Source organism: Streptosporangium subroseum (assembly GCF_900188345.1).
GTDB classification, from domain to species: Bacteria; Actinomycetota; Actinomycetes; order Streptosporangiales; family Streptosporangiaceae; genus Streptosporangium; species Streptosporangium subroseum.
Map to the genome: position 1 here is coordinate 1 of NZ_FZOD01000042.1, position 21,366 is coordinate 21,366.

11 protein-coding genes are annotated in these 21,366 nt (G+C 62.7%); 5 read left to right on the top strand and 6 right to left on the bottom strand.

Annotated features, from left to right (window positions below):
• The 6 genes from CHC08_RS31565 to CHC08_RS31585 all read right to left on the bottom strand — a co-directional run.
• Positions 1-564 (bottom strand): amidohydrolase family protein (locus CHC08_RS31565; protein ID WP_245878682.1); only part of this gene is annotated, 564 nt, incomplete at its 3' end.
• A 1,391-nt stretch (positions 565-1,955) separates the two neighbouring features.
• Positions 1,956-2,195 carry a hypothetical protein gene (locus tag CHC08_RS50880; protein WP_218825581.1) on the bottom strand — a complete coding sequence of 80 codons (240 nt, stop codon included), beginning with the start codon at positions 2,193-2,195 and terminating at the stop codon, positions 1,956-1,958.
• A gap of 131 nt (positions 2,196-2,326) precedes the next feature.
• Positions 2,327-2,557: a hypothetical protein gene (locus CHC08_RS49895; protein WP_179282320.1), complete on the bottom strand. Its 231-nt coding sequence runs from the start codon at positions 2,555-2,557 to the stop codon at positions 2,327-2,329.
• 127 nt (positions 2,558-2,684) lie between these two features.
• A complete protein-coding gene (locus CHC08_RS31575) occupies positions 2,685-4,772 on the bottom strand; it encodes a UvrD-helicase domain-containing protein (RefSeq protein ID WP_089211037.1) in 2,088 nt (695 codons plus the stop codon).
• Complete coding sequence (locus tag CHC08_RS31580) at positions 4,773-6,338, bottom strand: serine/threonine-protein kinase (RefSeq protein WP_089211038.1); 1,566 nt, start codon at positions 6,336-6,338, stop codon at positions 4,773-4,775.
• A gap of 48 nt (positions 6,339-6,386) precedes the next feature.
• On the bottom strand, positions 6,387-8,330 hold the full coding sequence (locus CHC08_RS31585) for an N-6 DNA methylase (protein WP_089211039.1): 1,944 nt from the start codon (positions 8,328-8,330) through the stop codon (positions 6,387-6,389).
• A gap of 285 nt (positions 8,331-8,615) precedes the next feature.
• Between CHC08_RS31585 and CHC08_RS31590 the strand changes: the two genes are divergently transcribed.
• From CHC08_RS31590 to CHC08_RS31600, 5 genes are all read left to right on the top strand, one after another.
• Positions 8,616-11,936 (top strand): hypothetical protein, encoded by a 3,321-nt coding sequence (locus CHC08_RS31590; protein ID WP_143653408.1) that lies wholly within the window; start codon positions 8,616-8,618, stop codon positions 11,934-11,936.
• 120 nt (positions 11,937-12,056) lie between these two features.
• Complete coding sequence (locus CHC08_RS48630; RefSeq protein ID WP_143653409.1) at positions 12,057-13,679, top strand: hypothetical protein; 1,623 nt, start codon at positions 12,057-12,059, stop codon at positions 13,677-13,679.
• An 11-nt stretch (positions 13,680-13,690) separates the two neighbouring features.
• Positions 13,691-14,509 (top strand): hypothetical protein, encoded by an 819-nt coding sequence (locus CHC08_RS48635; protein ID WP_143653410.1) that lies wholly within the window; start codon positions 13,691-13,693, stop codon positions 14,507-14,509.
• 2 nt (positions 14,510-14,511) lie between these two features.
• Positions 14,512-16,551, top strand: coding sequence for an Hsp70 family protein (locus CHC08_RS31595; RefSeq protein WP_089211084.1), 2,040 nt, complete (start codon positions 14,512-14,514; stop codon positions 16,549-16,551).
• Positions 16,552-16,584: 33 nt separating this feature from the next.
• On the top strand, positions 16,585-21,213 hold the full coding sequence (locus CHC08_RS31600) for a DEAD/DEAH box helicase (RefSeq protein WP_089211041.1): 4,629 nt from the start codon (positions 16,585-16,587) through the stop codon (positions 21,211-21,213).
• Positions 21,214-21,366: the final 153 nt, after the last annotated feature.

Consider the following 21,366-nt stretch of genomic DNA (forward strand, 5'->3'; position numbering starts at 1 on the left):
GTCGGCGTTGGAGACCGGCCAGTCGCTGCCCGCGCAGAACCGGGTGCCGGCGTGCAGCAGGTCGGCGAACGGATACTGCCAGGAGGACCGCTCGTCGCCCAGGAACGGGATGGTCAGCTCGTCCATCTGGGCGTGGTGGGTGGCCCAGAGCGGCTGCAGGTTGGCCGTCACGCCGAGCCGGGCGAAACGCGGCACGTCGGAGGGCTCGATGATCTGCAGGTGCGCGATGTGGTGCCGGTTGGCCGGGTCGCTGCCCTCGAGGCTGTCCAGCGCCTCGCGGACGGCCCGCTCGCCGATCGCGTGGAAGTGCACCTGGAAGCCGTGCCGGTCCAGCTCGGCGACGTATTTGTTCAGCAGCGCGGGATCGACGTAGGACAGCCCGGTCCCGCCGCAGCGGCAGTAGGGCTCGATCACCGCGGCGGTGAAGTTCTCGGTGATGCCGTCCTGCATGATCTTGATCGACGTGGCCTGGAAACGCTCCAGGCCCTCGGCGGCCCTCCGGCGCTCCACGAGGTCGGGGATCTGCTCGGCTCCGCGCGTGCGGTCCCACCAGAGCGCGCCCACGACCCGGGCCCTCAGCCACCCCGACCCCCAGGGTACTGATGGCCAACTGGTCCTACCTGCCGCCCGTCGGCTGGCCGGTAGGACCCGGAGTTCGCCAAGGACGCCGAGAGCTTGGCCGAGCTGGAGCGCTTCCAGCGGCATAAGGAGTGGAAACGGCGAGTTCAGAGAGTCGTCAGAACCTGCTCAACCAGGCGCAGCACGCTGCGGTCGCGAAGTTCGGCAAGAAGACGAAGCTTCCTGAGCAGACCGAAGAGTATCTGTTCTAACGCTCGTGGCGCTCGAGACGTCGCGCAGGACGTCCATGGCATCCATCTGCATGCCGTCCAGCTCGTCATCAAATTTAGTGGCCATTTCCTGGTCGGTGTACGCGCTCTCGTGCAGCGCCCAGAACACCGTCAGGAACTGGTCCTTGGTGAGCAGTAGGACATCGGGGAGATCGCTGAACCTGAGGTCGGCGATCTCTACCCCCTCTAAACCCGTTCTCGAAGCAGACCTACCGCAGAACTTACCGCTGAGAGGTGACGAAACCCTATGCCTGCAGGTCCGTGGGCGTCTCTGCCCGAGCGGCTGGTGACCGACCGGCTGGCCGAACTGATGAACGCCAACGCCGACCTGAATGTGTGTCAGAGCCGCTTCTCGGCCGACATATCCAAACCGACCACACACCCTTAAATGGCCTCGGTGACGATCCCCCGCCTGGTCATTCAGGTAGGTGCCGGCCCCATGGGGGGGAGACAGTGGCCTGAAGCGCCGGCCGCCCCCTCACGCGCAGAGCTCGAACGGCAGGTGTCGGCTTCCCGCCTGCCGCGCATGGCCGAGGCCGAACAGCTCCCGACCCCTGTGAGACATGCGCACGCCCTGCTCGGATCCAAGCTGCCCCCGGCCCCGAGGTCCCTTCCCAGAAACCGGCCCGTGCGCGGTCTCGGTCCCGCGTCGTCCTGGGGATCGGCATCGCCCGCCGAGAAGGATGAGCTAGCCAGGCGGATCTGCCCATCGCACAGGTACGGTGCTGAGTGTCCACCACGTCAGAGGCCCCATCAGAGGGATGGAGCAAGCTGCAAGCGAACCGACTCGGCCAGCGCCGCGCGCCCCCTCGAAGTCGGCTAGCCGGGCCGCGACCGTCGCCACTGCCAGTCGTTCCGGCAGAACGGCAGAGAACTTCAGCCCGTGAACGGCACGACGGTCAACATCCGGCAATACCAAGAACTCACCGTTACCTGCGCTGAGGCGAGCCTCGCGCCAGGCAGCGGGCGTCAAGTCTTCTCGCAGCCGCACGGAGAAAACCGTTGGCCGCTGGACTGGATCGGCGACCGACGGTAGCGTGCCCGCGAGCGTCGCATTCGCGCGGTAGCTGGCCCAGGTCCACCACCGCACATCGTCGCCTACCCGGATCACCAGCGTCCCCCGGGGTGCACGATGCCGGGCGCCTCATCTTCACGCCATTCGGCCAGACTGGCCTGAGCCCGGCGGGTCAGTGACACCGGAGGGTCGGCACCAAGCAGTACCTCCCGCATGGCGCGTGTCAGGGCGTACGACAGGCCGGTGATGCCGCCGCTCGTCCACTTGGCGATACCCCCGCTGTCAGCCTGCTCGACGAAGACCCTCTTACGCGTCCAATCGACGAAGGTCACCCGCCAGCTGCGGCCGCCGAGTAGCAGCCGTGGCCCTGGCCTCTCTTCGGTTAGCACCGAGGTGTCGGTCTGCCCGGTCTCCTGACGCCCTGCCAGCACCGTAAATTGCGGTGGTGCGGTGAAAGAGGCGGTCAGTTCGATGAAGTGGCGCCACCCGAAGCGCCGTTCGGCCTCGGGGTAATCGAACGCGGACCAGCCTTGGTGAGCAGGGCGAAGCCGACGGCCTTTCCGGGGATGCCGGCCGCGCACATCCAGGTCGGGTACGCCTGGCAGCGGCCTTTGGACAGCAGGTGCACCAGCAGCAGACCTCGACCGTACTCCTCGAACAGGCTCAGACCGGGCTCCTCGCCACAGGCGCGCAACCACTCAGGATCGCGGGGACACCGTCGTCGACACGTCGAGGTCCCAGTCGCCGTCGACGACCTCGCACCACGCCATATTCGAGCGAACGGGTGTATCACCGCGAACCATCACGGTGCGGTGAGAAAGCTATCGGACCGATGACAGGAACGGGCTGGGCGAACCGTGCCAAGAGACGTACAGCTGCTCGCGGGCACGGGTGCAGGCGACGAAGAGCACGCACCGCTCGCGCTGAAGGTCATGGGCATGCGCCAGTTCGTCCTCCTCTACGGGCGTGATTGCTGTCGCCGGCGGCACCTGGTGCTCTCCCACACCGATCGCGGCGATACAGCGGAACTCCAGTCCTTTCATCCCGTGCATGGTGCCCACCTGTACGCGGTTGGCGGGACCTGCCTGAGCGAGCGACCCGACCGGTATTTCTTGGCGTTCCAGGAAGTCCTTTGCTTCCTTGCCGAGCATGTCCGACCGGGCCGCGACACCGATCTCGCCCGGTTCCACTCCGGCGTCGAGCCAGGCGCGTACTTGCCTCGCCAGCCCTTCCATCTCATCAAACCTGGTGGGGAAACCTCGCAGTAACGGCATTTCACCGTGGACCTGCGACCGATAACCCGCGATGTTCTCGATGCCGTCGTTCATGTCATCGATCTGCACGCCCACGAGCATTGCCAGGCTCCAGGCAAGGATCTCGGCCGTGGTCCGGTAGTTGAGGGAGAGTCGCGCCGATCGCCCGCTAATGTCGATGCCCACCTCGCGCAGCGAAGATCGGTAATTGTAGATCCGCTGGTGAGTGTCGCCCGCGATGAACAGGTCATCGGTATCATCAGCCACCGCGGCCCTCACCAGCCGCCACTGCATGGGGCTGAAGTCCTGCGCCTCGTCGACGATCACATGGCGGTAGGGCTTGTCTTCGGACTCGTTCAGGATCTTGGTGGCCTCAATACAGACCGTCTCATGGGTCCACTGGCCGTGCAGACGGAGCTCCTGCTCGAACTCCCAGATCACTTCCCACAGCTGCGCCCTCTGCCGCGGGCCGAGCCCGCGTCCCCGACCGGCCCTTTTAGCCGCAAGGTAGGCCCCGGCGCTGGCCACCGACTGGGCAAGCACGACCTGCCGCCATTCCTCAGCGAGGAAAGCCTCGGTGAACGGCACCTTCTGGCGCTTGGCGATGCGCTGCCATATCGCCAGCTCCTCGTCCTTACGGAGGATCGCAGGTCGCCCATGACTTGCCTGGAAGACCTGGTAGGCGAGCTGATCGATGTGGTGGACATCGACCCGCAAAAGCTCGTCCTCCGACTCAAGGAGCGAAGACAGATCCCGTCTGAGGGCGGAGGCCAGCGTAGACGTGAAGGTGGTCAGGAGAACTTGTCCCTGAGACTGGAGCGCAAGGAGTCGAGCGCGGTGCAGGGCGGCCACGGTCTTGCCCGTTCCCGGTCCTCCCGTGATCCGCGCGGGTCCGCGAAACGCGGCATGAGCCATCTGGTACTGCACAGGGTGCAGGTAGATCCGCCACAGCTCGAACGACTGCCGGAAGACCTGCATCAGGTCGGCGGGGCCATTCACCAGCAGGACGCGCTCCGGAGTACGCTCCACCGCCGCGGACACGTCCTCGGTGTCGTACGACTCGCGCTCCACGGCGCCACCGATGTCAGCCCAGACCTCTTCTGGTGTCATTCCTGCGGCAAGGCCGAAGAGCGTGTCCCATTGGGTGGCTGGGAGGAAGGTCTTCGCCGCCTCCAATTGCTCGACCCGGGTGAGTTCTCGCGCGAACGCGCAGGTCTGCTCGTCTACACCAAGGTTGGCCAGAACCGAGTCACTGACGTGCTCGAACAGTCGCTGTGGCGTTTCCTGTGCTTCACGCGCCAGCTTCGGGATAGCCGCTTCGATGGCATCGGAGTCGCGGATCTCAATGCGGCCGTTCGCTCCGTTGACCGAGACACGGTGCCGTTCTGCCCATCGGTAAGCCTCATCGTGTGGGAGGACCTTGAGGAGCGTGTAGGTGTCACCGCTGTCGGGTGCCAGAACGACGCCCCGCCAGGACTGATCGATCCTGATCGTCCGGATCCGACCATCTCGCGCGTTGTTCAGCTTCTCCAAGTGGAGTCCGGCGTAGGTTGCCTGCTCAAACTTGGCGAACACGTCTGCGATGCGCGATCTGACTGGACCGTCCAGCCGGAACGCCTCCTTGAGACAATCCATGTCGATGCCGAGCTTGGCCATTTACGACTCCTGTTCCGGGTTGCGGCGCACGTCCTCCAGGAGGCGGCGAATCTCGACGGCCATGGGATGGCCAGACCCGTTCAGGCGCATCAGGTCGTTCTGCAGGGCGGCAAGTGTGTGCTGGGCCTTGCCGGAGTCACCCGCGCCATGTTGGAGAAGGCCGATCTGCTTGCGCAGCTCCATGGGTCTGAGGTCCGCGTCACCGTATATCCGCAGTTCATCCTCGAGTAGTACGGACAGCTGACGCAGCGCCGCACTGGACTCACCCGCCATGGCACGGCAGTTCGCTTCCCTGCGGCGACAGTGGAAGACCAGATCGCCGTCTGCCCCCTCCCGACTGACGAATGCCTCAGCGAGCGCGCGGTATTCGGGGATGGCGCGCCAGTAGTCACCTCCCTCGAACAGCACGTCGGCAAGCTCCAAGCGCAGGCTGAGTACCTCGCTACTCCCCATACCGAGGAGACGACTCGCCGGACCGACAGCACCAGCCAGGATCTCCACGGCCTGGCTATAGCGGGATTCGCGCACCAGCGAGGTCGCCTGTGCCCGGACCGCCTGGAGGTCAGCGAGGCTCTCCAACCTTGATTGTTCGGGATCGGAAGCGAGTAGCTGGTCGATCTGTGCCACAGCAGGCGCCTCCGGTCCAGAAGCCATGTCCGTGAGCATGCGGGCGTACATGCGAACAGGACTGGCATCTAACCTGGGGCTGAGGAATCCAGGAAGGCTCTGTGTTCCCGATGCGAAAGGCGTCAGCTGGTCATAAACCGTTGCGGCATCAGCGGGCCGATCCTCTGTCCGCTTCTCCAGCAGGTTCAGGACGAGCGACTCCAGCGCCGCAGGCACGTCAGGGCGTAGGTTCCTGATGGGAGGCGGCTGGTCAGTCACTTGCTTGATGATCACGTCATAGTCCGTCGGACCGGTAAACGGCCGCGTAGCGGTCAGCATCTCGTGCAGGACACAGCCCAAGGCGTAGAGGTCAGTCTGCGGTCCGACCACGGCAGCCCGAATCTGCTCGGGCGGCATGTAGGACGCGGTGCCGATGATCTGACCGGTCCGGGTGTAGCGCGAGAGGTTCGCATCGTGCAGGATCGCCAACCCGAAGTCGAGCACCTTTACCGCGCCATCCGGACTGAGCATCAGATTGGTCGGTTTGAGATCGCGGTGGAGGATCGACAGACCATGTGCTGCATGCAGGACGGCGCATACCTGGGCTGCAATTCCCGCCGCCCAGCCGATCGGGAGCGGCCCGATCTCCGCAACCAGGTCAGCCACCGTATTGCCATGGATGAACTGCATCGCCTGGAAGAGCCGCCGCTGCCCGGTCTGCTGATCCTCGAAAACACCGGCGTCGTAGATGGTCGGTGCGCCTGTGTGCTCCAGACGAGCCATGATCCGTGCCTCGCGCAGAAAGCGGCGCTCGAGCTCTTCATCGGGTACGCCGTCGACAAGTCTGATGAACTTGACGGCGATCTTGCGGTCGAGCTGCCGGTCGTGGCCTGCCCAGACCTCTCCCATGCCGCCTTTCCCGATGGGATGGTCCAGCTCGTACCGGTCGCCGATGACCATCCCACTCCTCCGCGACAATGAAGCTATTGCGAAGAAAGTTACACGCTTCTACGCGTTTGGATGGAGCGTCCCGTCGACGAGCCCGGCAAAACCAAGCTGAACGAGCAATTCGCTCTGTTGGACCACCTCCTGCGCCGCGCTCTCGAGCTCCATGAGGCGACGGAAGGCACTTCCATAGGCCCGCTGCTCGAGAAACGAAAGAAGCGGAATTGGCGCGCGACGCGGATCGATGCGACTGGAGGCGGACGATGCTCGGGCGACGCCGGAGGCCCCGGCCTCGCGCAGGAAACCCGCCAGGAAGTAGGGGTCAATCCGATCAGCATCAACTCGGAACAGGTAGAGCAGTGGTCCGAGCACCACATCCGACTCTTTGATCACTCTTGCTACGGGCTGGTGGGCCAGCACAGGTGTCACTACATCACCGGATTGGCAGATCACTACGCCAACCTCGTGGCGAGTTCGTCCTGATGGGCCACGCCCCGCAGTGACGTCCTTTGTGGTGAGCACCGATAGTTCCCCCTCATCGAGGGTCATCTTGAGGGGTGCCTGATGCACCGTGACCGCCCCAGCTTTGATGAGGTCGCCCACCGTCGTCATGGGCAGGTCACGGGGGCTGCCAGCTTCCGGGAGGTCGGGAATGGCCGAGGACAAGGCGGCTGACGCCGAGACCAGGTGCTGCCGGGTTTGAGTAAACCCTTGAGTGGATACAGCGGAAGCCGTTGTCAGATGACGGCCGGTGCTGACGTCGACTTCGTCGTCGAGCAGGTCGATGATCCGGAGAGTGCCGCTACCGTCCGGCAGTGCGGGTGCCCCGTCGGGGTTTTGGCAGAACGCCTGCCAGGCCGGCCGCACGATCGTCAGATCGCTGGTGGCATCCACCATGAGCACATGGGATGACGAACGCTCGTCTGGCAGAGGTCGGCGGAGCAGCCAGAGATTCGGGGCCATGCTCGAAGCCGGCGCTGCGCCAGCTGGCAGAGTCACGATCGCGCGGAGCACGCCGGATCTCAGCAGATTGCTCCGGATCCGGCGGCCGCTCCGCCGACCGGCCGCCGCCGATGGCATCACAATCGCTACATGACCCCCCGGCTTCACATGGGCCAGGCAGTGCTGGACCCAGGCGAGTTCCGACTCCCCACGTGGTGGCAGGCCATATTCCCATCTCGGGTCACTGCTGAGCTCTTCATAACCCCACGTGCGATCGCCGAAAGGCGGATTACAGATCACCGCGTCCGCCTGCTCACCAGCGAAGGCGTCGCGACGCAGCGAGTCGTGTGTCGCGATCAGCGCCTTTCGTCCGTGTAGGAGGAGCCGAACTGCGGTCAGCCGGGCGGCTGCGGCGTTGATCTCCTGTCCGAGCAGGTGTTCCGCCTTGGCTGCTACCAGTAGCGTTCCGATGCCACACGCCGGGTCCAGCACGGTATGTCCATCTACCAGGCTGACGATGAGCTCTGCGATCTCATCAGGAGTGACCAGCAGGCGGCGCGAGTGCGCCTCGACATACCTGTCGCACAAGAAGTCGAAGGCCTGCGCCTCTCCGTCCTCCTTCGCGAAGGCTGCGATCGAATGGACCAGCTCGATATCGTCGAGCACGGTCAACGGCCCCAGCACATCCGGTACGGCTTCCGCCATGGTGGCTGGTAGCCGTTCGAGGAGATCTACCTGCTTGGCAAGCTTCTTCCACTCGACCGGTCTGCGCTTGAGGAAGAGCAGGAAGGCGCCGACGGTGCCCACGAGGTCACCAAGCCGCAGGTCATCGTCGGTGGTACGGATCTGTTGCCAGATCCGGTCTCCCATGGACACGCTGAACTTCTTGCCCTGCCCGGATAGCCACTCCTCGACCTGTGCCAGCGAGAAGGTAGGGCTGGAAGCGGTGCCCCCTACGGGCTGGGGAAAGTCGTCATACCGCTTGCGCCAGTTGCTGACAGCAGCGCGTCCGACATCGGCAAGCCGCGCGATGTCCGCCGCGTTCACCGTTGCGTCGTTCCGCATCTTCGTACCTCACCTATGTGATCAAGGGGACGAGCCGATGCTCGCGCCTACGGTATCCCACTCAGATCGCCCTATCGATAGAGATTGCTTGTGAATAGCATCAACCACTGCTTTACTTGTGCCAGACGCCCGAAAGGCAAGCATTCAAACTAGCGTTCCGGCATCTGAGACTGAAGTTCCATCCATGTAACGATCGATGCGTTTTGTCCGGTTAATCCTTTAACCTGTGCAGTACTGCGCCTCCACCGCTTCCCGACGGCCCTTTGACAGACACGGTGTAACGACATGCCACAGACCGGTAGCCTCGGTGCCTCCATGCAGGCGCAGTCATCCGAGCTCCTCGATCTCCTCGAGGCCGACTGGAAGACCCGGCTTCGCAGCGTCTCGCTGGTCACGGAGCTGGAGGTGAGCAGCGAAACGCTCACCGAAGCCGCGAAAGCACTCGGCGAGCTCTACCGCCTGAAGGTCGTCAAGGGAAAATACCCGGCGCTCTTCGACCGCTGGCCCGGGTGTCTCGCGGTCACCCTGTCCGGCGTGGCAGCGAGGGACTACAAGCAGGGCACCTTCTGGCCCTACTGGTGGAAGGCCACAGAGCTGCCTCTTGGGTTGCAGAACCACGCCCCCTGGGGCAAGGCTTTTCTCCGCGCGCTCGCCGGCTTCGGCCTCCCCACGTTCCCCGAGATGCCGATGACCTATGTGAGCCCGATCGTGATGCATGCCGGCATCCCGACCTTCTGCCTGGAGGACTTCTTCCGGCTCCTCCTCCAGCGTCGCGCCCAGGACCCGGCCCTCGACGCCGAAGCTCTCCTCACATGGGCAGTCGGAGGAGGACGACGGCTCAGCAGCCTCGACGAACCAGCCCAGCGGTTCATTCGCTACGGCACCGACTACGCCGCCGACGTCCTGGACCGCTGCCTCGACCTGATGGACCGGCTCCGCTCCTCCGATCCCGACTTGAACGGACTCGGCCTGCCCGCCCGGTTCGTTGAGGAGGCACGGGACCTTGCGGCCAAGGGCAAACTCGAACTGAAGCAGAGTGGACCGGCAGCGGCGAAGCGCAGCCGTACCGAACGACCGCGACTCAGCCTCGACCCGTTCGGGCAGGGCGTCCAGATCGTTCTCCCTCCGGTCGGAGATGCCCCGGACGGGACAGCACGCTGGAACGTGACAGTCGACGGACTGCAGAACATCGTCCGCAGCCGATCGCTGTGGGTGGGCACGGCCGAGGGTGCGCCCAGCACGACATTCGCGGTGGCCCAGCCCGCCCGAAGAGCTCAGGTTTCGCTGTACGGCTCCGCTCACGAAGTCGAGCTGGAGATCGTTGACCCGGTCGACCCGATTCTGATCTTCGCAGAGGACGGCAGGCACCTGCCCAGTCACCTGGCTCTTCCACCGGACACCGTCTGGGTGCTCTACCCGGCCGACCGCGAGCTGACCTGTGACGTCACGCCGCGCGTGGTCACCGAGAGCCCACTGCCCATCGGCTGGGACGGCTGGCGGCTGGTGCAGGTTTCACTGGAGAGTGTCACCTGGCTTGGCCTGGACGGCGACGGCTCTCACCGCCCCATTCGTGGACACAGCAAGCCACGCATCGTCACCGGTGACCCCGTCGCAGGCGTGACCACGCCATACGGCTCCGCTGTGTTCCCTGAGCTCCCGTCGATCTGGCTCCCCGCCGAAAGGGAGACCACCTGGCTGGTCGACATTCGCCCGTCCAGCGGCGACCGCAGTGTCTTCACCGGATCCTTCACCGTCGGCGAACCCACCGAGATCTCGAAAGAGCTTTGGGCAGCGCTGCCCCGGCCGGTCCTCGGCGCGTTCGAGATCACGGTTCGAGGCCCTATCGGCCGCAACATGCGCCGCTCAATCGTCATCGCCGAGAGCCTCACTTCTCAGTGCACTCCCCAGATCCGCCTGTTCAGCCACGCGGGACTGACACCCGGGCAGGCAGCACTGGCAGCCGGTCCCGGCATGCGGATGGAGCCGGCCTTGCTCACATTCACCTCTCGCGAGCACGAACACGTCATTACCTGCAGCACCGACCACGACATCGAACCGTTCATCGTCGCCCCACCTCATATGAAGGTGCTGGTTGAGGAGGCCGGGCAGAGCCCTCGCTGGCATGCAGGCCCCCTTCGCCTGGTGACCGAGGAAGTGGAGAACGTCGAATCCCTTCGCATCGAGGTCCCCGGTGTTGACAAGCTCCCTCCCGTCGAGATCTTGGTCGGCGGCAAGTCAGTGCAGGAGGTGGCCTCGTCCGGTCGAGGTCACTACAACCTCAAGCGCGCCACCACCACGCTGAAGGCGCATCACAGCGCCGATCTCATCCTGCCGTTCCTTGGCCGTGCGGTGCCCGTCGCCAGCATCCGGCCGGCCAAGCTCGCTTCGACGGTTACCTACCACGGAAATCACCTGATGCTGGAGGACGGCGTCTGGATCGAGGGCCTGACAGCCGGGATCTACCTGACGACCGCACCCTGGCGAGAACCCGACATCATTCCAGTGGAGAAGGACTGCTCGATCCCCCTCCCCTCGCACCTGGTCGATGCCGGACGGATGCACATACGACTCGCCGTACAAGATCCGTGGCTCTGGGAAGAATGGCCACGCTGGCCGCATCCCCGCGAGGTCTTCATCTGCGAAACTCCCGGCCGATACGGCGGAGCCGATGATGAGGAAGCTGCCATCTCCGGCTATCTCGCCGGGATGAACGATCTCCCATCGGAGGTCTCCAAGCTGGACCGGCTCTGGACGATCATCGACCTGGCCAACCGCATTGACCACCCGTCCGCGAACCGTCGCATCGATGAGACCGCAACCATCCTGCGGCAGCATTCCTCGGCGATCCGAGGGCTTTCCGAGGCGGCGTTGCCGCCCGATCGGACCATCGTCGCTCTGATCACCACGGGTCTCGCTGCCGCACCCGCCCCTGAGTACCGAGAGTCTGACGGCCGCCTGTGGCGAAAGTATCCGGCGATCGCAGCGCTGCTCACCAGCTCGGCTCTGCCCGACCAGGCGACTGAGGGGTCCGATCTGCTCGCGAACATCGAGGCCCAGTGCGGCGAGACGGTCGTCCGGATGCTTCTCGGCGAGGCGGATCCTCACGCCGAGGTCGGCAGGTTCGGCCCTGACGCCGAATGGATGGCGCAGCAGAGTCCTGAGCGGCTCGAAGCCATGTGGAGCGCGGTCAAGGTGGTGCCCTCCGCCCTTCTCGAGAGGGACACACGGGTCGCCGCCGCACGACAACTGTTCGACAAGCGCACCAGTCACGATGCGCGTGACGTGGCCAACCATGCCGCGCGTGTGCTCCGCGAGGCCATGAGCATCAAGCTCACCGACTACCGAGGGCTGGAGCGCCACATCGAGGCCCGCTGCCATCCTCAGCGCCGCGACGGGTGGCTGGCGCTACCGGCGTTGTCCATCGCATTCGCGCTCATTTCACGGATCGCAGCCCGAGAACACGAGGGTTGTCAGTATCTGGAGAAGCAGTTTCGTCCACTGTGGCGAGCTCTCGCAAAAATCTCCCCGGATCTGACCACGATAGACCTCGTCGTAGCAGAGCTTCTTGTCGCAAACCAATCAAGACGGGATGCAAACTCCGCCTGAACAAGCAGCAGTCACGAAATCCATCTCCAGGCTTACTGATATAAGAAAAGCCATCCATGACTATTATGACTTTCATCATGGTATCTCTTGTTAACAGAAAATCGGATTCCTCTTTTCGCCATGACTAGCACATCTTCCATCCCTCCATCGCGCGCTGAGTTCGTTGCTGCGTGGCGTAAAAACCGCGCGCAGCGGAAGGCCTCTCGCGGCGCTGACGGGAAAATTGTCGACCAAGTCGTCGAGAGCTGGAAGAAGCTCGGCGTCCAGGGCGCCGACACTATCGCAGCGATTCGACAGTGCTTTGAAGATCTCCTGGCCAGCTACTCTTCTGGTAACCCCGAGCACCTCAAGACCATCAATGGCGCAATAAACGGCGCCCCCGATGTGACTTTGCCGACAGCGCTCAAGGCCGTGCTATGTGAGCTCGACCCGCGAGAATTTATTAGAGTGATGGAGAAACTCCTACAAGCGGGCATGCCGTGGATGAGCGAGCGCGGAATCAAGCGTGTTCAGTTCATGGCGGTTAACGCTCCGAGAGCCATCAAGACTCTTCCCTCTGAGCTACTCGAAGGCGACATCCCGTGGCGGGCCTACCTAGCCGTGCTTGGGCACCCCGCGCAGGTCACCAAAGAGGAATTCGCCCTGATCCTTCCAGGGCTGCCGATAGCCGTTCTGGATGACATGATCGACCTGGGTCTTGTCGGTAGCGAAGACAAGCCTTGGGATTATCCCAAACTGGAAAAGGACCGTATCTACTTACGGGCGCGGATAACGCCAAATTCAATCACTGCTGACGAAGCGGAACTCATCCACTGGCCAGAGATGCAGCGTCGCCACTCCTTTCTCTCTGGTACGGAACTCTCCGGGGATGACATCTTCGGCCTCTTGGCCGCACTGTGGAGAGGCGAGAAGGATCTTCGGCTCCGGACTCTTCTCCCGACCGAGAAACGGGAGATATTCGACCGGATCCTCCTCGGCGCCGAGACAGGCCGATGGCCCGAAAGCATAACCCGAGATTACGGCTTGTGGACGCTTCTCTCCGCATTATGGACACCAGCATCCATAATTGATGCCAAACAGAGTGAGTTTCATACCTGGCGGGCCTTCTATAACTGCTATCGCTGGATTCTGATGGGATGGATCGAAAAATCTAAACTGCAGATCGAAAAACTCATGGAAGCTACTGCCGCAGTAGACAGTAAAGGAGAATACCTTCTCGACCATCTCACACACGCAGAGATCAATAATATCGGCGCGTATCTGGCACAGGATACGAACGAGCTGGAATTTTCGATCCGACTCTTGAAGGAAGTTGTCGATGTAGATCCAATCATCGCCGATAACCTTAAAATCATCCAAGGGCGAAAGGCTACCACGGTTAATGACCGTGAGCCCTGGCAGAATCCCTATCTCTCACTCGGCCTACCACATGGCTACGAGGATTGGAAGGATCAATATCGCTCGTTGTTGAAACAACTCAAGGGCGACAACGAACGGCTTTCAGAAATCAACAAGGCGTCTAAACGCATCAGAGATGCAGAACTAAAATTCATTAACTTTTTCATCATTCCCATTGATGATGAAACATTGTTGCCACCGGTCCAAAGATCCAGTGCTCTCCTTCCCCCGGTTGAAGGACTTTCACGTCGGACTCCCCAGAGCACTGAAGAAGATCTAACCACTCTTCGAGATGCTGCTGCTTACGAGATCCTCAATGACTTTAATTTCACAATACCCAAATAAGGAGCTCGCTAATGGGGAAGAACCCCAACGAAAACGACAAGAACAGGGTCGAAAATAAGGAATCTTCGGCAAGACCAGCCTCGTCGTCCACTCAGCGAAATTCACGGATGAACAGCGGCATGGCTAACCGCGGAGATTCATCTACCATCGCCCTGATCAAGGATCTTGATGGGAAGTTTTCCGCTCTGAGCGCTAATCTGGGACAGAGAATCAGAGCTGAGGTTCAGTCGGGGATTCGTGCAGCACTCGCAGACCAGATTCGGTCAGAAATTGAAACTGACGTTCGCGCTGAAATTGTCCACGAAGTCCGGATCGAGATGGCGGGACGGCTCAAATCGATGATTGCCGATCACGCGCGGCTTGATCCTGCGAAGATACTTCACGATTTCTCCCTCCACGTTGCAGAACTCCTTGAGAAATCAGACAATGAAGAAATCCAATCACTGACACAGCAACAGCTTATAAACACCCTTCGACAAGCGGTACTCGAGTCCTTCCAGAGTCGCAAACTCCATTTGGCTCAACTTGCTGAACTGGACTGCTATCTCAAAGAGAGCAATGGATCTGAATCAATGAAGATGCTGGCAAATGAATGGCTCACCGTGGCCGGTCTGCAGCGCGTGGACAGCCCCGTAGATCACCCAGAATACTTTACCATCACCAATGAACCAACCGACGGTTATTTTATCGACATCGTCCAATCTGCCTACCTCGATAGTCTCACAGGGCGGGTCGTCCGAAATGGGAGACTGCGCTACGTCTCGGAACCAACATTGACCCAAGATGAACCACAAGTTTCCAAGCGCACCAAGACCGGAAAGAAGGTTTGAGCGTGGCAACGGGAATTGACTTCGGCACAACTAACTCCGTCGTGGCTCAATGGACTGGTGACGACGTCGAAGTTCTCTCCCTGGACAGTGACCATCTCGACTCCGACTGGCTGTATCCGTCGTTTGAGAACCTCTTCCCTACAATCGTCGGAGAGAGCTCGCTACGGCTGGGGACATTGTTCGGATGGGAAGCGAAGCTCCGATCAAACCGAGTCATAGAAGCATGCAAGAGAATGCTTAAAGACGACGGTGGCATCCAGCTTCGTGATCGCCGCATATCGGCAACCGCAGTCGCCGCTGGCGTCTTCCAGGCGATGCGTGACCGCGCGGAAAATAATCTTCTAACCTCGATCGACAGCGCTGTGATCACGGTTCCCGCCAACGCTCGTGGTGGTGCCCGATATAGAACGCGTGCGGCAGCCCGTGCAGCTGGAATCCAAGTGAAGGCTCTGCTTAACGAGCCCACAGCTGCCGCTATCTCCTACATGCATGACATGGAGGAGGACGGCCGGATCATGGTCTTCGATTGGGGCGGAGGGACGATCGATGTCACAGTTCTTGAGCATGTCGATGGCGTCTTCGAAGAGCTCGCTTCAAGAGGCATCACCCAGCTGGGAGGCATTGAGGTTGATAAGAGGCTCCGCAACTTGATCTTCCGCAAGGTCGGACGATCTATGTCCCTATCCGTGGGAGAAGAACGTGAACTCGACCTGGCTGTGGAACGGACAAAGATCCGACTGTCAGTGGAAGAAGCCGTACTGACAAAAATTCCAGGAAGCAGCAAGTTGATCGAAGTCACCCGCGACGAGCTCGAAAATGAGATCGCCGATCTTGTTGAACAAGCACTGCAGCCCGCCCGAATGTGCCTCAACGATCTCGGAATGGATCCGGATGCGATCGATGGCGTGCTTATGATTGGTGGAACCAGCCAGATGCCGTGCGTACGCCATGCCGTCGAGCGGTTCATGAACGATGAAACTGTTCCTGCAGATATCTGTCACCCCATGACGGCCGTAGCACGGGGAGCAGCCATAGCAGCGGCCATCTTCGACAACGAGCTTGATAGTTCACTGGTGGTCTCCTCGATGTATGCCCTAGGCACGGGCATTACAGATCCGAAGACCAACAAGAAGACCTTCAGCACGATCATCAAGCAGCATTCGCCACTGCCCATCAGCGAGGAGAAGAAATACGCGCCGATCGACGACAATCGGACCAGCCTGTCAGTATCCGTCTGGGAAGCAGATCCTGAAAAACCTCTGGAAGACAAGGAAAACTTCCAACTGACGACGTTACAGCTGAAATATCCTCGACCGTTGCCTGCCAAGGATGCCACCTTCACGTTGCGATACACCTATACACAGGACGGGCTTCTCCACGTACGAGCGACACTCGACAAGACCAATATGGTCGTGCTCGATCAAGAGATCACGAATTTTACACACGGCAACACACTGACGCTCGCGGAAATCCAACGACAGATGACGGCATTGGAAGGGGTTCCCAGAACTGCCTCTGCGCCCCAGCCATCGCAATCGGCAGTCGGCCAGAGCGGATCGATATTCCACAGCTCACCAGAAGCCTCTCCCACCAAGACCTTCATTGTCGATGGATCGAACATCGCTTGGGGCGGAGGGGACATCCGACGCGGTGATCTCCCGAGCTTTGCACGTCTTCTGGATGCCGTCGACGCTCTTAAGGCCGAGTTCCCTGGCGCGACCGCGGATGTGATCGTGGACGCAGCCTTGGCTCACCAGATCACTCATCTTGAAAGCGAAGCGCTAAAGGATGCTATGCGGTCAGGGCTCGTCACCCAGGTACCCGCAGGGACGAACGGAAAGGCCGACCGCATGGTCGCGACGCTAGCCAGCCGGAAAAAGGCCGTCGTCGTGACCAACGACAGTTTCAAGGAACTGCAAGCTGAGTTCCCCTGGCTCCTGGACGGTGACCGGGTCCTCGGCGCCACGAATCCTGGAGGCGTATGGCTCTTCCTCCCACGGACACCCATCCGATCTAAACGACCCGATGTGAACGGACGCTGACCCTTCCGCCTGACCTTCCCCCCGGAGTGAACTGTGGACCCGCTCAAGACCAGTGCGCTCATCACCGACACCTACCGGCGTTACCTGCGGTCGATCCTGCCTGTGCGGGACCCGAAGATCGCTGAAGCTCTGGCGGCGGAGATCACGAACAGCCCGATGCTCACCAAGGGTCCGTTGCTCGAAGCAACCCCGCCCTACCAGACGGGGGCCACGCTCCGTGAGCTGATCATCGAGGGGGTGCTGGGCGAGGAGTTCGCCAAGCTCAGCGGCCCCGCCCTGCCGCTGGATCGCCCCCTCTACCTGCACCAGGAGCGGGCGCTGCGGAAGGCCACGGCCGGGCGAAACCTGGTCGTCGCAACCGGCACCGGCTCGGGTAAGACCGAGAGTTTCCTCCTCCCGATCCTCAACACTCTGGCGAAGGAGCACGCCAACGGCAAGCTTGGCCCAGGTGTGCGGGCGCTCCTGCTCTACCCCATGAACGCCCTGGCGAACGACCAGCTCAAGCGGCTCCGCCAGCTCCTGACGGCCGTGCCGTACATCACCTTCGGCCGCTACACAGGCGACACACCCGAGCAGGCTTTCAGAGGTGCCGCCCAGTTCGAAGAGCTCAACCCCGGCCAGCGGCGCCTTCCGAACGAACTCCTCAGCCGCGAGGAGATGCGTGCGAACCCACCGCATATCCTTCTCACGAACTACGCGATGCTGGAATACCTCCTGCTCCGCCCGGCTGACATGGATCTCTTCGAGGGTGAGCACGGCGGGCACTGGCGGTTCATTGCACTCGACGAAGCCCACGTCTACGACGGGGCGAAGGCCGAGGAGCTCGGCATGCTGTTGCGGCGCCTGCACGACCGGGTAGCCCCCGAGCAGCGACTCCAGTGCATCGCCACCAGCGCCACGGTGGGAGACAAGCCGCCCCCGGTCATGGACTTCGCGAAGAAACTGTTCAACGTCGACTTCGAATGGGTGGACGGCGACGAGAGCCGCAAGGATCTCGTCACCGCGACCCGGGTGGACATGCCCGAGGGTCCGTTCTGGGGGCCGCTGTCGGCTCAGGACTACCGGGAGCTGGCCCAGAGCGAGGACTCCGGCGAGGAGCTGTTCTGGCGCGCAGCCGCGGCGGGCGCGGATTTCACCGATGCCGGTACGGCTCTCGCCCACGAGCACGCGATGGCCACCCTTCGCGGCACCCTCTCCGGAGGACCGCAGTCGTTCGACAAGCTCGCCCAGCTGATTTTCGGTGGTCAGGACGACCCTGCAGGTGGGCTCTCCGCGCTGGTGCAGGTCGGCAGCCAGGTGCACGACCAGTCGGGATCATCGGTACTCTCGGCCCGCTACCATCTGTTCGCCCGCGCCACAGAGGGTGCGTTCACCTGCCTTACGAGCGTCGGTCCGCATGTGTCTCTCGGCAGGCATGAGGTCTGCACGTCCTGCAGCGGCGCCGTGTTTGAGATCGCCGGTTGCAAGCGCTGCGGCGCAGTCCATCTCATCGGCGCGGTGGAGATGTCTGCGGGCGGTGCGGTTTTCACTCCTCGGATCAAGCACAAGGATGCCCGGACGTGGCTGCTGATCGGCGATGCTCCCGAAGTCGTTGACGAGGATGAGGTGACGCTGGAGTCCGGCCCGGAGATCGACGCCCAGGACGGACATCTGTGTCCCCGTTGCGGCGCGCTACACGCCGTGCCGCCCCTGGTGTGCGGATACAACGGCTGCCAGGAAACCCAGCTCCGGCCGGTCCGGAAGCTGAACACGAAAGCCAGCTCGCCCACCGGCTGCCAGGCTTGTGGCGCCAGGGGCGCCGGTCAGATCAGGCAGTTCGAGAGTGGAAACGACGCCGCGGCAGCCGTACTTGCCACCGCGCTCTACCAGAATCTGCCCCCCGCCCCGGATGAGGACACGGCCGACCAGCCCGGTGAGGGCCGCAAGCTGCTGACGTTCAGCGACAGCCGCCAGCAGGCCGCCTTCTTCGCGCCCTATCTGGAGAACAGCTACACGAACCTGCAGAGGCGACGCCTGGTCCTGGACGGCCTGCACCGGGCGACCAAGAATGACGACCGGGTGCCCATCGATGACCTGTTACATCACGTGACCGCGGCCGCCACGGAAGCCGGCGTCTTCCAGCGTAAGGACAGCCGCCAGACGAAGCTACGCGCTGTCTCCCTCTGGGTGATGCACGAGCTGGTCGCCATCGACGACCGCCAGTCCCTGGAAGGCCGGGGCCTGATGCGAGTCGACCTGGATCGGAATACGCGTTGGAAGCTTCCCCCGGCGTTCCTCTCCCTGGGGCTCTCGGAGGAGGAGGTCTGGACGCTGCTGGGCGAGCTCACCCGCTCACTTCGCACCCAGGGAGCGATCACCATGCCCGAGGAGGTCGATCCCCGTGATGAGGCCTTCGACCCGCGCCGGGGCCCCATCTACGTGCGCGGCGACGGTTCCGATCCCAAAATGAAGGTGCTGAGCTGGGTGCCGACCAGGGGGATCAACCGGCGGCTCGATTATCTCAGGCGGGTGCTCTCCGCTCTCGGCTCCTCCGAGGATCCGAGACATGTGCTCAAGAAGTGCTGGGAGTTCCTGACCAGTGTCCGAGATGGTTGGCTGCCCAAGGACCAGGTGCCCCGAATCGGTGTGGTCCACCAGGTGGACCACACCAGCTTCAGGTTCGCTCCGGCCACCGAGATGTACCGGTGCGACCTCTGCCGGCGGATCACAACGGTAGCGGTGCGGAGCATCTGTCCCACTATGAAATGCACGGGCACGCTGGTCGAAAGAGCAGCCGACGACTCCGACCACTACCGGACGCTCTACCAGACCATGACGCCCATCCCGCTGGTCGCACAGGAGCACACCGCCCAGTGGACGGGCAACGAAGCCGCCGACATCCAGCAGAAGTTCCTGCGCGGAGAGGTGAACGTGCTGTCGTGCTCGACGACGTTCGAACTCGGCGTCGACGTGGGCGAGCTGCAAACGGTCATGCTACGCAACATGCCGCCGACCACGGCCAACTACATCCAGCGCGCCGGCCGGGCCGGGCGTCGCGCCGACTCCGCCGCGCTCGTGATGACCTACGCCCAGCGCCGATCGCACGACCTGTCCCGCTATCAGGAACCCGAAACCATGATCGCGGGTCAGGTGCGCGCGCCGTACGTGCCGCTGGGCAACGAGCGAATCGACCGCAGGCATGCGCACTCGGTCGCGATCGCGGCCTTCTTCCGCCACGCCAAGGCGACCAGTGGGGAGGTCTGGCGCACGGCCGGCGAGTTCTTCCTCGCCGCCGACGGCAGGGACGCGCCCTCCAGCATGGTCGCGAACTTCCTCACTCCCGTGCCCGAGGAGATCACCGCGTCCCTTCGCCGGATCCTGCCCCCGTCGGTGCAGGCCGAGATCGGCGTGGAGTCGGGATCCTGGATGATCAGGCTGTGCGAACTCCTGGAGAAGGTACGGCAGGAGCTCGCCCAAGACATCGAGATCTTCGAACAGCGCATCAAGGAGTACTCGGAGAACAGGAAGTTCGACCAAGCTGCTCGCTACCAGCGGACCATCAACACGCTCACCCGACGGAACCTGATCGGTTTCCTGGCCAACCGTAACGTGCTGCCCAAGTATGGCTTCCCGGTGGACACCGTCGAGCTGCGCACCGCCCACTGTGACAGCCCGGTTGGAGCGAGGCTGGAGCTGGACCGCGACCTGTCCAGCGCGATCTACGAGTACGCGCCCGGATCCGAGGTGGTCGCCGGTGGCGTGCTGTGGCGTTCGGCCGGTCTCTACCGCCTTCCTGGCCGGGAACTGATCAGCAACTACTACTACGTGTGCAAGCACTGCCAGCACTTCAGACAGGACGGAGAGAAGCTCGATCCGGTCTGCCCGGCCTGCGGCACGGCCGCCGATTTCCAGCCGCGCGAGTACTACGTGCCGGAGTTCGGCTTCGTCGCCGAATACAAGACGGCGAAGCCCGGCATGACCCCGCCGAAAACCTCCTGGAACGGGGCCACTCACGTGGTGTCACTCGCGGCCGAACCCGTCGAGCAGCTCTGGCGGTCGGCGAGCGGACTGGCCGTACAGTGCCGTTCCGGCTCACGCGGCAAGATGATCGCGCTGGCCGAAGGGCCGACCGGCGGTGGTTATCTGATCTGCGACTGGTGCGGCTGGGCCACGCCCAACCTCGGCAGGGGCAAGCAGACCGCCACGCACACCCACCCGATGCGGCAGTCCGAGTGCAAAGGCAAGCTGCGCTGGCGCTCTCTCGCGCACAGCTACGAGACCGACATCATGGAGCTGCGGCTGGAGTCCTTGTCTCTGTCCTGGCCGCAGTGGATCTCCACTCTCTACGCCCTGCTCGAAGGGGCGGCGGACGGCCTGGAGATCAGCAGGAGCGACATCGACGGTGCTGTCCACCCCGGGCACGACGGCCAGACCAGTCTGGTGATCTATGACTCCGTGCCAGGAGGGGCGGGCTCAGTGACGCGGATCGCCAATTCGCTGGACCGCGTCGTCGAAACCGCACTGAAGCGGGTCTCTACCTGCGACTGCGGCGAGGAGACCTCCTGCTACGGGTGTCTGCGTAACCGCCGCAACGAGCGGAGCCACGACGTGCTGGGCCGCGGCGAGGCGGTCAAGGTCCTCGAACTCCTGACCGGGGACGGCCCCCTCAAGGCCGAGGACTAACCCATTAAGCCACCACTTCACTCCTTGTGTACTTATTACACACGAGATCGGGGCCATTTTCAGTTGTACCCAAAGTGTGCCATGTATTGATCAATAAGTGGTAATACCTGCAGCTCGCTGGGAGATTCGAGCGGTCGCCGTGCTCGTCCCCAG

Bases quoted from the DNA above. Each gene is read 5' to 3' on its own strand.
- CHC08_RS48635 (WP_143653410.1), top strand. From the start codon at position 13,691: ATGGGGAAGAACCCCAACGAAAACGACAAGAACAGGGTCGAAAATAAG.
- CHC08_RS31575 (WP_089211037.1), bottom strand. From the start codon at position 4,772: ATGGCCAAGCTCGGCATCGACATGGATTGTCTCAAGGAGGCGTTCCGG.
- CHC08_RS31585 (WP_089211039.1), bottom strand. From the start codon at position 8,330: ATGCGGAACGACGCAACGGTGAACGCGGCGGACATCGCGCGGCTTGCC.
- CHC08_RS31580 (WP_089211038.1), bottom strand. From the start codon at position 6,338: ATGGTCATCGGCGACCGGTACGAGCTGGACCATCCCATCGGGAAAGGC.
- CHC08_RS31590 (WP_143653408.1), top strand. From the start codon at position 8,616: ATGCCACAGACCGGTAGCCTCGGTGCCTCCATGCAGGCGCAGTCATCC.
- CHC08_RS48630 (WP_143653409.1), top strand. From the start codon at position 12,057: ATGACTAGCACATCTTCCATCCCTCCATCGCGCGCTGAGTTCGTTGCT.